The organism is Mesorhizobium sp. M4A.F.Ca.ET.050.02.1.1 (genome assembly GCF_003997725.1).
GTDB lineage: Bacteria > Pseudomonadota > Alphaproteobacteria > Rhizobiales > Rhizobiaceae > Mesorhizobium.
On sequence record NZ_RZSG01000199.1, the window covers coordinates 1 to 8,581 of the forward strand.

14 protein-coding genes, 2 tRNA genes and 1 pseudogene are annotated in these 8,581 nt (G+C 63.7%); 2 read left to right on the forward strand and 15 right to left on the reverse strand.

Going from position 1 to position 8,581, the window contains the following annotated elements:
• The 13 genes from rplN to tuf form a co-directional block, all read right to left on the reverse strand.
• Positions 1-221 (reverse strand): 50S ribosomal protein L14 (gene rplN, locus EOA33_RS15380; protein ID WP_127405992.1); only part of this gene is annotated, 221 nt, incomplete at its 3' end.
• 72 nt (positions 222-293) lie between these two features.
• Positions 294-533, reverse strand: a complete 240-nt coding sequence (rpsQ, locus tag EOA33_RS15385) for a 30S ribosomal protein S17 (protein ID WP_010909280.1) — start codon at positions 531-533, stop codon at positions 294-296.
• Positions 534-544: 11 nt separating this feature from the next.
• Positions 545-745, reverse strand: coding sequence for a 50S ribosomal protein L29 (gene rpmC / locus EOA33_RS15390; protein WP_126042433.1), 201 nt, complete (start codon positions 743-745; stop codon positions 545-547).
• A gap of 13 nt (positions 746-758) precedes the next feature.
• On the reverse strand, positions 759-1,172 hold the full coding sequence (gene rplP / locus EOA33_RS15395) for a 50S ribosomal protein L16 (protein WP_126054438.1): 414 nt from the start codon (positions 1,170-1,172) through the stop codon (positions 759-761).
• Positions 1,173-1,199: 27 nt separating this feature from the next.
• Positions 1,200-1,931, reverse strand: a complete 732-nt coding sequence (rpsC, locus tag EOA33_RS15400; protein WP_126054437.1) for a 30S ribosomal protein S3 — start codon at positions 1,929-1,931, stop codon at positions 1,200-1,202.
• Positions 1,931-2,320, reverse strand: a complete 390-nt coding sequence (gene rplV, locus EOA33_RS15405; protein ID WP_006205462.1) for a 50S ribosomal protein L22 — start codon at positions 2,318-2,320, stop codon at positions 1,931-1,933. The genes rpsC and rplV overlap by 1 nt, the downstream gene beginning before the upstream one ends.
• 2 nt (positions 2,321-2,322) lie before the next feature.
• Positions 2,323-2,601, reverse strand: coding sequence for a 30S ribosomal protein S19 (rpsS, locus tag EOA33_RS15410; RefSeq protein ID WP_006205463.1), 279 nt, complete (start codon positions 2,599-2,601; stop codon positions 2,323-2,325).
• 16 nt (positions 2,602-2,617) lie between these two features.
• A complete protein-coding gene (gene rplB, locus EOA33_RS15415; protein WP_126054436.1) occupies positions 2,618-3,451 on the reverse strand; it encodes a 50S ribosomal protein L2 in 834 nt (277 codons plus the stop codon).
• Positions 3,452-3,473: 22 nt separating this feature from the next.
• A complete protein-coding gene (locus EOA33_RS15420; protein WP_126054435.1) occupies positions 3,474-3,767 on the reverse strand; it encodes a 50S ribosomal protein L23 in 294 nt (97 codons plus the stop codon).
• A complete protein-coding gene (gene rplD / locus EOA33_RS15425) occupies positions 3,764-4,384 on the reverse strand; it encodes a 50S ribosomal protein L4 (protein ID WP_126054434.1) in 621 nt (206 codons plus the stop codon). The genes EOA33_RS15420 and rplD overlap by 4 nt, the downstream gene beginning before the upstream one ends.
• Positions 4,384-5,100, reverse strand: a complete 717-nt coding sequence (gene rplC, locus EOA33_RS15430; protein WP_126054433.1) for a 50S ribosomal protein L3 — start codon at positions 5,098-5,100, stop codon at positions 4,384-4,386. Before rplC ends, rplD begins: the two co-directional genes overlap by 1 nt.
• A gap of 94 nt (positions 5,101-5,194) precedes the next feature.
• Positions 5,195-5,503 (reverse strand): 30S ribosomal protein S10, encoded by a 309-nt coding sequence (gene rpsJ / locus EOA33_RS15435; protein ID WP_127405993.1) that lies wholly within the window; start codon positions 5,501-5,503, stop codon positions 5,195-5,197.
• A 68-nt stretch (positions 5,504-5,571) separates the two neighbouring features.
• Positions 5,572-6,747, reverse strand: coding sequence for an elongation factor Tu (tuf, locus tag EOA33_RS15440; RefSeq protein ID WP_095805843.1), 1,176 nt, complete (start codon positions 6,745-6,747; stop codon positions 5,572-5,574).
• A 238-nt stretch (positions 6,748-6,985) separates the two neighbouring features.
• Between tuf and EOA33_RS15445 the strand changes: the two genes are divergently transcribed.
• Complete coding sequence (locus EOA33_RS15445) at positions 6,986-7,873, forward strand: DMT family transporter (RefSeq protein ID WP_127405994.1); 888 nt, start codon at positions 6,986-6,988, stop codon at positions 7,871-7,873.
• Between the two features lie 71 nt (positions 7,874-7,944).
• Here the strand turns inward: EOA33_RS15445 and EOA33_RS15450 are convergent.
• Positions 7,945-8,018 (reverse strand) — tRNA-Gly (locus tag EOA33_RS15450).
• 89 nt (positions 8,019-8,107) lie between these two features.
• A tRNA-Tyr gene (locus EOA33_RS15455) sits at positions 8,108-8,192 on the reverse strand.
• A gap of 209 nt (positions 8,193-8,401) precedes the next feature.
• On the opposite strand from EOA33_RS15455, the pseudogene EOA33_RS15460 reads away from it, so the two are divergent.
• Positions 8,402-8,581: pseudogene (locus tag EOA33_RS15460) on the forward strand (23S rRNA (guanosine(2251)-2'-O)-methyltransferase RlmB); the annotation flags it as partial.

Below are 8,581 nucleotides of genomic sequence, written 5' to 3' on the forward strand. Positions count from 1 at the left end.
CCGTCCGGGCGTCGGATGTCCTTGGCCGTGCGAACAACGACCGCCTTCATCACATCGCCCTTCTTCACGCGGCCGCGCGGAATGGCTTCCTTGATCGACACCACGATGATGTCGCCGACAGAGGCGTATTTCCGCTTCGAGCCGCCCAGCACCTTGATGCACATGACACGACGGGCGCCGGAATTATCCGCGACGTCGAGGTTTGTTTGCATCTGAATCATGACTGGCCGCCTTCTTCTTTTCTAACGGGACAGGCTCGAAGCCCCTCCCCGGTCTGTCCAAAATTCGTTTGTTTACGCCTGGTCCGAAGACACGACGATCCAGCGCTTGTCCTTGGAAATCGGCTTCGATTCCTGGATGAACACCTGATCGCCGACCTTGTGGGCGTTATTCTCGTCGTGCGCCTTGTACTTCTTGGTCATGCGCACGGTCTTCTTCATCACGGGATGCGTGAAGCGCCGTTCGACCTTGACGACGACCGTCTTCTCATTCTTGTCGCTGACGACGGTGCCCTGCAGAATGCGCTTTGGCATGGTTTTCGTCCTTAAGCCTTCTTGGCCGCGGACTTTTCCGCAGCGATGGTCTTGATGCGCGCTATGTCCCTGCGGACCTGCTTCACGCGCGCGGTCTTCTCGAGCTGACCGGTGGCCTTCTGGAAGCGCAGGTTGAACTGCTCCTTCTTCAGGCTGGCCAGGTCGTCGGTCAGCTGGTCCTGGGTCTTGGTCCGGATGTCTTCGGCTTTCATGATCGGCCCGTCCTTATTCTGCGATGCGCTGTACGAAGCGCGTCCTGACCGAGAGCTTCGCCGCGCCGAGGCGCAGCGCCTCGCGCGCCGTCTCTTCGCTGACGCCGTCGATCTCGAACATGATGCGGCCAGGCTTGACGCGCGCCGCCCAATAGTCGACGGCGCCCTTGCCTTTACCCATACGCACTTCGGTCGGCTTCGAGGTGACCGGCAGATCCGGGAACACCCGGATCCAGACGCGGCCGGCGCGCTTCATCTCGCGGGTGATCGCGCGGCGGGCCGCCTCGATCTCGCGCGCGGTGACGCGGTTCGGCTCAAGCGCCTTCAGCCCGAAACCGCCGAAATCCAGATTGGTGCCGCCCTTGGCGGTACCGTGGATGCGGCCCTTGAACTGCTTGCGGAACTTTGTGCGCTTTGGCTGCAGCATCGTTCTAACTCCAAATTCTCAAATGTCTCAGGCGTTTTCGCGACGGCGACCGCGCTCGCGCTCACCACCGGCGCTGCCGCCATGCGCATGATCGCCCTCGGTGGCCCGGCGTTCCGACGCCATCGGGTCGTGCTCCAGGATCTCGCCCTTGAACACCCAGACCTTGACGCCGCAGATGCCGTAAGCGGTGTTCGCCTCGGCCGTGCCGTAGTCGACATCGGCGCGCAGCGTATGCAGCGGCACGCGGCCTTCGCGGTACCATTCCATGCGCGCGATTTCGGCGCCGCCCAGTCGACCCGAGCAGTTGATGCGGATGCCCTCGGCGCCGAGACGCATCGCCGACTGAACGGCGCGCTTCATGGCGCGGCGGAACGCGATGCGGCGCTCCAGCTGCTGGGCGATCGACTGCGCGATCAGCGTGGCGTCGATCTCCGGCTTGCGCACCTCGACGATGTTGAGGTGCGTCTCGGACTTCGTCATCTCCATCAGCTTCTTGCGAAGCTTCTCGATGTCGGCGCCCTTCTTGCCGATGATCAGGCCCGGACGCGCCGCGTGGATGGTGACGCGGCACTTCTTGTGCGGACGCTCGATCACGACCTTGGAGATGGCGGCCTGCTTGAGTTCCTTCTCAAGATACTTGCGGATCTTGATGTCCTCATGCAGCAGCTGGCCGTACTCGCCGGTGTTCGCGAACCAGCGCGAATCCCAGGTGCGGTTGATGCCGAGACGCAGCCCGATCGGATTGACTTTCTGGCCCATTATGCGGCCTCCCCTTTTTCCTCGACTTCACGAACGACGATCGTGAGGTGCGAGAACGGCTTTTCGATACGGCTGGCGCGGCCACGGCCACGAGCGTGGAACCGCTTCATGACGATCGACTTGCCGACATAGGCTTCCGCCACGATCAGCGCGTCGACGTCGAGGTCGTGGTTGTTTTCCGCGTTGGCGATCGCCGATTCCAGCGTCTTCTTGACCGTGCCGGAAATCCGCTTGGCCGAGAATTCGAGGTCGGAAAGCGCTGTCGCGACCTTCTTGCCGCGGATCAGCGCGGCAACCAGGTTCAGCTTCTGCGGGCTGATACGGATCGTGCGCAGAACGGCGCGCGCCTCGTTGTCAGCAAGCCTGCGCGGAGCTTTGGCCTTGCCCATGATTATTTCCTCTTCGCCTTCTTATCCGCGCCGTGACCGTAATAGGTCCGGGTCGGAGCGAATTCACCGAACTTGTGACCGACCATGTCCTCGTTCACGGAGACGGGAACATGCTTCTGGCCGTTGTAGACACCGAAGGTGAAGCCGACGAACTGCGGCAGGATGGTGGAGCGACGGCTCCACATCTTGATCACCTCATTGCGACCGCCTTCACGAACCTTGTCCACCTTCTTGAGAAGGTAGCCGTCGATGAAGGGGCCTTTCCAAATCGAACGAGTCACTTGGCGTTACCTCTTCTTAGCTCTTGCGCTGATGGCGCGAGCGCACGATGAACTTGTCGGTCGCCTTGTTGGACCGCGTCTTCTTGCCCTTGGTCGGCTTGCCCCAGGGCGAAACCGGATGACGGCCACCCGAGGTGCGGCCTTCGCCGCCGCCGTGCGGGTGATCGACCGGGTTCATGGCCACGCCGCGATTGTGCGGACGCTTGCCGCGCCACACGGTGCGGCCGGCTTTGCCGTCATTGATGTTGCCGTGGTCGGGGTTCGACACCGCGCCGACGGTCGCCATGCAGGAACCGTGCACGACGCGCTGCTCGCCCGAGTTGAGGCGCAGGATCGCCATGCCCTGGTCGCGGCCGACGAGCTGGGCGTAACCGCCCGCCGAACGGGCGACCTGGCCGCCCTTGCCCGGCTTCAGCTCGATGTTGTGGACGATCGTGCCGACCGGCATCGAGGCCAACGGCATCGCATTGCCCGGCTTCACGTCGACCGCTTCGCCTGCCACGATCTTGTCGCCGGCGGCAAGGCGCTGCGGGGCGATGATGTAGGACAGCTCGCCGTCGTCATACTTGATCAGCGCGATGAAGGCGGTGCGGTTCGGATCGTATTCGATCCGCTCCACCGTGCCGACGACGTCGAACTTGCGGCGCTTGAAGTCGATGATGCGGTACGAACGCTTGTGACCGCCGCCGATGAAGCGGGCGGTGATGCGGCCGTAATTGTTGCGGCCGCCCGACTTGGTCAGGCCTTCGGTCAGGCCCTTCACGGGCTTGCCCTTGTAGAGGCCCGAGCGGTCGACGATGACCAGCTGGCGGGTGCTCGGCGTTACCGGGTTGAATTTCTTGAGTGCCATTGTCCTGTCCTCGCGGCCTTGCTCAGAGACCCGTCGCGACGTCGATCGACTGGCCGTCGGCCAGCGTCACAACCGCCTTCTTGACGTCGCCCTGGCGGCCGATCGTGCCGCGGAAGCGCTTGATCTTGCCCTTGCGGACAAGCGTGTTCACGGCCGTAACCTTGACCCCGAAGAGGGCTTCGACGGCGGCCTTGATTTCCGGCTTCGACGCCTTCTTGGCGACGTTGAAGACGACCTGGTTCTGCTCGGAAGCCATGGTCGACTTTTCGGTGATCGCCGGCGAGACGATCACGTCGTAGTGACGAAGGTCGGTCATTTGAAGCGCTCCTCGAGAGCCTCGACGGCGGCCTTGGAAAGGACCAGCGTGCCGCGGCGCAGAATGTCGTAGACGTTGATGCCCTGGATGGGCAGCACGTCGATGTTCGGAATGTTGGTCGCCGCCAGCTTGAAGTTCTGGTCGAGCTCGGCGCCGCCGATGACGAGCGCGTTGGTCAGGCCAAGCGTCTCGAAATTCGCGACCAGCGCCTTGGTCTTGGCCTCGGTCAGCTTCAGCTCGTCAACGATGATAATCGACGCGCTCTTGGCCTTCGCCGACAGAGCATGCTTGAGGCCGAGCGCGCGCACCTTCTTCGGCAGGTCGTGCTCGTGGCTGCGCACGACCGGGCCGTGCGCCTTGCCGCCGCCGCGGAACTGCGGGGCGCGAGCCGAATGGTGGCGGGCGCGGCCCGTACCCTTCTGCTTGTACATCTTGGCGCCGGTGCGCGCGATCTCGGCGCGGCCCTTGGCCTTGTGCGTGCCCTGCTGCTTCTTGGCCAGCTGCCAGCGCACGACGCGCTGCAGGATGTCCTCGCGCGGATCAAGGCCGAAAATCTCCTCGGAGAGTTTCACCTTGCCGGCGTCCTTGCCGCCCAGCGTTGTGATTTTGAGGTCCATTATTCCGCTCCCTCGGTAGCCGGGGCTTCATTCTTGGCGGCGCCAGCGCGGATCGCGGCAGGCTTCGGCGCATTGGCCGGCAGCGCGACCTTGGCCGCGTCGCGGACCAGGATCCAGGCGCCCTTGACGCCGGGAACCGCGCCGCGGATCAGGATCAGGCCGCGGTCGGCGTCGGTCGAGACGACCTCGACGTTCTGCGTGGTGACGCGAACGTCACCCATGTGGCCGGCCATCTTCTTGCCCTTGAACACCTTGCCGGGGTCCTGGCGCTGGCCGGTCGAGCCGTGCGTGCGGTGCGAGACCGAGTTACCGTGCGTGGCGCGGCCACCACCCATGTTGTGCCGCTTGATCACGCCCTGGAAACCCTTGCCGGTCGAGGTGCCGGTGACGTCGACCTTCTGGCCGGCGACGAAGTGCTCGACGGTGATCTCGGCGCCAACGTCGATCATGTTGTCGGCGGAGACGCGGAATTCGGCGAGCTTCGCCTTCGGCTCGACGGAAGCGGCGGCGAAATGGCCGCGCATCGCCTTCGACGTGTTCTTTACCTTGGCAAGGCCAACGCCGAGCTGGACGGCGGTGTAGCCGTTCTTCTCCTGCGTGCGCTGCGCCACGACCTGGCAATTCTCCATCTGGAGAACGGTGACGGGAACATGTTCCCCGGCATCGTTATAGATGCGGGTCATTCCCACCTTCTTTGCAATCACACCTGAACGCATCGGTTCAATTCCTTTAGAGTTCCCTGTCGGGGCTGTCGCCCCTCCACGCCTCTTGTTCCTTCAGAGTTCCGGGTCGCCCCGCGCCTCTTGTTCCTTAGAGCTTGATCTCGACGTCGACACCGGCGGCGAGGTCGAGCTTCATCAAAGCATCGACCGTCTGCGGGGTCGGATCGACGATATCGAGCAGACGCTTGTGCGTGCGCATCTCGAACTGCTCGCGGCTCTTCTTGTCGACGTGAGGCGGCCGGTAGACCGTGAACTTTGCGATCCGCGTCGGCAGCGGAATGGGGCCGCGGACGTTGGCGCCGGTGCGCTTGGCCGTCGACACGATCTCCCGCGTCGAGGCGTCGAGCACGCGGTGATCAAACGCCTTAAGGCGGATGCGGATATTCTGTCCGTTCATGCGTCACTTCCTTGTTCTGGCGCGGCGCGGGCAACTTCCGCGCCCGCGACAGATCGGTTTAAGTCCAATTATTCTTTGATGGTGACGACGATGCCGGCACCGACGGTGCGGCCGCCTTCACGGATGGCGAAGCGCAGCTTCTCTTCCATGGCGATCGGCACGATCAGCTCGACGTCGACGGTGATGTTGTCGCCAGGCATCACCATCTCGGTGCCCGCCGGCAGCGTCACGATGCCGGTCACGTCAGTGGTGCGGAAGTAGAACTGCGGACGGTAGTTGGTGAAGAACGGCGTGTGGCGGCCGCCCTCGTCCTTGGTCAGGATGTAGGCTTCGGCCACGAACTTCTTGTGCGGCTTCACCGAACCCGGCTTGGCCAGAACCTGGCCGCGCTCGACGCCCTCACGGTCGACGCCACGCAGCAGCGCGCCGATGTTGTCGCCGGCCTGGCCCTGGTCGAGCAGCTTGCGGAACATCTCGACGCCCGTACAGGTCGTCTTGGTCGTCGGACGGATGCCGACGATCTCCAGTTCCTCGCCGACCTTGACCACGCCGCGCTCGACGCGGCCGGTCACCACCGTGCCGCGGCCCGAGATCGAGAACACGTCCTCGATCGGCATCAGGAACGGCTTGTCCAGCGGACGCACCGGCGTCGGGATGTAGGCGTCGACCTGCGCCATCAGCTCGCGGATCGCGTCCTCGCCGATGGTCTTGTTGGAGTCCTCAAGCGCCGCCAGCGCCGAGCCCTTGACGATCGGAATGTCGTCGCCGGGGAACTCGTTCTTGGTCAGGAGCTCGCGAACCTCGAGCTCGACCAGCTCAAGCAGTTCGGCGTCGTCGACCTGGTCGACCTTGTTCAGGAACACCACGATCGACGGCACGCCGACCTGGCGGGCGAGCAGGATGTGCTCGCGCGTCTGCGGCATCGGGCCGTCGGCGGCCGACACGACCAGGATCGCGCCGTCCATCTGCGCCGCGCCGGTGATCATGTTCTTCACATAGTCGGCGTGGCCGGGGCAGTCGACGTGGGCATAGTGGCGGTTGGCCGTCTCGTATTCGACGTGCGCCGTCGAGATCGTGATGCCACGCGCCTTCTCTTCCGGCGCCGCGTCGATCTGGTCATAGCGCTTGTATTCGCCAAAATACTTCGTGATCGCCGCCGTCAGCGACGTCTTGCCATGATCGACGTGGCCGATCGTGCCAATGTTCACATGCGGCTTGGTGCGCTCGAATTTACCTTTTGCCATAGTCTCTTTCCTTGGACGGCCTGGACATTCAGTTCAGTCGAATGCGGGGCGATTAGCGACAACGGCTGAAAAACACAAGTGCCTTGTGGCTGAGCGCGCCCGCCCGGTCAGAACCCATGATCCGATTTCGGGGGGGATGTGGCATGCATATAGGACGTCCAGCGGAAAATGAAATGGGCGAAGCCGGCTCCGCGACTGGCCCATTGCCGCCGCTGCACGGGTCTGATCTCCTCGCTCGATGCAGTTCATCCCGACAAACATCCGCGGTCCGCTGTTCATGGTCGTCTCGACCGGGTCCTATCTGGTCAACGATACGATGATGAAGCTCGCCACCACCGGCCTGCCGCCCTACGAGGTGCTGTTCCTGCGCGGCATCGCGGCGGCGCTCTGGGGAGTCCCGCTGCTTGTCCTGCTCGGCTACGCCAGGCAGGTCCCTTTGATCTTCGAAAGGAAGGTTCTGCGCCGCAACCTGCTCGAACTGGCGGCGATCCTTTGCTACGTCGTGGCGCTCGCCAACATGCAGATCGCCGATTCAACGGCGCTCGGGCAGATCACGCCGCTGCTGATGCTGGTCGGCGCCTCGGTGCTGTTCGGCGAGCGTATCGGCGGCGCGCGCATGGCGCTGATCGGGGTCGGCTTCATCGGCGCGCTGATGGTGGCGCAGCCGACGATGCAAGGGATTTCGGTCTATGCCTTGCTGGCGCTCGGCAACGCGGTCCTGTCGGCCGCACGAGATCTTGCCGGCCGCAAGGTCGGCGCCGAGGTGCCGGGCATGATCGTCGCCATTTCCGCCGTCGTGGTCGTGCTGGTCGGCTCCGGCGTCGCGCATCTCGTTTCAGAGCCTTGGGTCATGCCGGAGCCCCGCCACCTCTTGCTCATCGCCGGCGCCGGACTGTTCCTGATCTTCGGCCATTTCTTCATCTTCATGGCGTATCGCGTCGGACCGACGAGCGCGGTGGCGCCGTTCTACTATTGCTTCACCGTCTGGGCGGTCATCTCCGGCCTGCTGGTGTTCGGCCAGTTTCCCAACGCGCTCGCCGTCTGCGGCATCCTGCTGGTGGTGGCCAGCGGCCTTGCCATCGTGTCGCTGGACGAAAGAAGGCGCCGGCTGATACCGGTTGCCTAGGCCAGGCAGCCAAGCGTTTGACTCCCAGGATTTCTGGGCGGCACTTCCGCGTGCCTTTCATGCCGGAAATCTGGAGCGGGTAGCGGGAATCGAACCCGCATATTCAGCTTGGAAGGCTGCTGCTCTACCACTGAGCTATACCCGCGCCTTACACTGAAGTACCGGATTCACCCAAAAAGCGCCATGCGCTTTTCGGTCCGAGACTTTTTCGTTTCAGGGCTTCCGGGCCGGCAGTGGTGGAGAGGGTTGGATTCGAACCAACGTAGGCTAAGCCAACGGATTTACAGTCCGTCCCCTTTAACCACTCGGGCACCTCTCCAGTCTGCCGCCGGAGCCATGCAACGAGGCATTTGCCGATCCGGAGCCCGAGTAGAAGTCTTCTCCGAAATCAGCGAAGCGCCTTATGGCGGCAAGGCTGGTGGGTGTCAACCGCACGTCCCGGCAAAATGCGCTGAATTTGACAGTATCCTCGGCAAGCCGGCTTCTGCCAGTATCCATGGCCCGACGACACGGCTATAGAAGCCCGCCATGAGCAAAGACAACAAGCCCGGAACACCCAAAGACACTCACTACGCCAAGCTGCGTCGCGCCCACCGCGACCAGAAGGCCGGCGGCGCACCCGCATTCCGGCCGCGCCAGCCGCTGCCGCCGGGCGAATCCCCCGGCGACGGCCTGGTGCGGCTCTATGGCCTGCGCACGGTGCGAGCC

Excerpts from the sequence above, each read along its gene's own strand:
- rpsJ (WP_127405993.1), bottom strand. The coding sequence starts at position 5,503 with ATGAACGGACAGAATATCCGCATCCGCCTTAAGGCGTTTGATCACCGC.
- rpsC (WP_126054437.1), bottom strand. The coding sequence starts at position 1,931 with ATGGGCCAGAAAGTCAATCCGATCGGGCTGCGTCTCGGCATCAACCGC.
- tuf (WP_095805843.1), bottom strand. The coding sequence starts at position 6,747 with ATGGCAAAAGGTAAATTCGAGCGCACCAAGCCGCATGTGAACATTGGC.
- EOA33_RS15420 (WP_126054435.1), bottom strand. The coding sequence starts at position 3,767 with ATGACCGACCTTCGTCACTACGACGTGATCGTCTCGCCGGCGATCACC.
- rplB (WP_126054436.1), bottom strand. The coding sequence starts at position 3,451 with ATGGCACTCAAGAAATTCAACCCGGTAACGCCGAGCACCCGCCAGCTG.
- rplP (WP_126054438.1), bottom strand. The coding sequence starts at position 1,172 with ATGCTGCAGCCAAAGCGCACAAAGTTCCGCAAGCAGTTCAAGGGCCGC.
- rplV (WP_006205462.1), bottom strand. The coding sequence starts at position 2,320 with ATGGGCAAGGCCAAAGCTCCGCGCAGGCTTGCTGACAACGAGGCGCGC.
- rpmC (WP_126042433.1), bottom strand. The coding sequence starts at position 745 with ATGAAAGCCGAAGACATCCGGACCAAGACCCAGGACCAGCTGACCGAC.
- EOA33_RS15445 (WP_127405994.1), top strand. The coding sequence starts at position 6,986 with ATGCAGTTCATCCCGACAAACATCCGCGGTCCGCTGTTCATGGTCGTC.
- rpsQ (WP_010909280.1), bottom strand. The coding sequence starts at position 533 with ATGCCAAAGCGCATTCTGCAGGGCACCGTCGTCAGCGACAAGAATGAG.
- rplD (WP_126054434.1), bottom strand. The coding sequence starts at position 4,384 with ATGGACCTCAAAATCACAACGCTGGGCGGCAAGGACGCCGGCAAGGTG.
- rplC (WP_126054433.1), bottom strand. The coding sequence starts at position 5,100 with ATGCGTTCAGGTGTGATTGCAAAGAAGGTGGGAATGACCCGCATCTAT.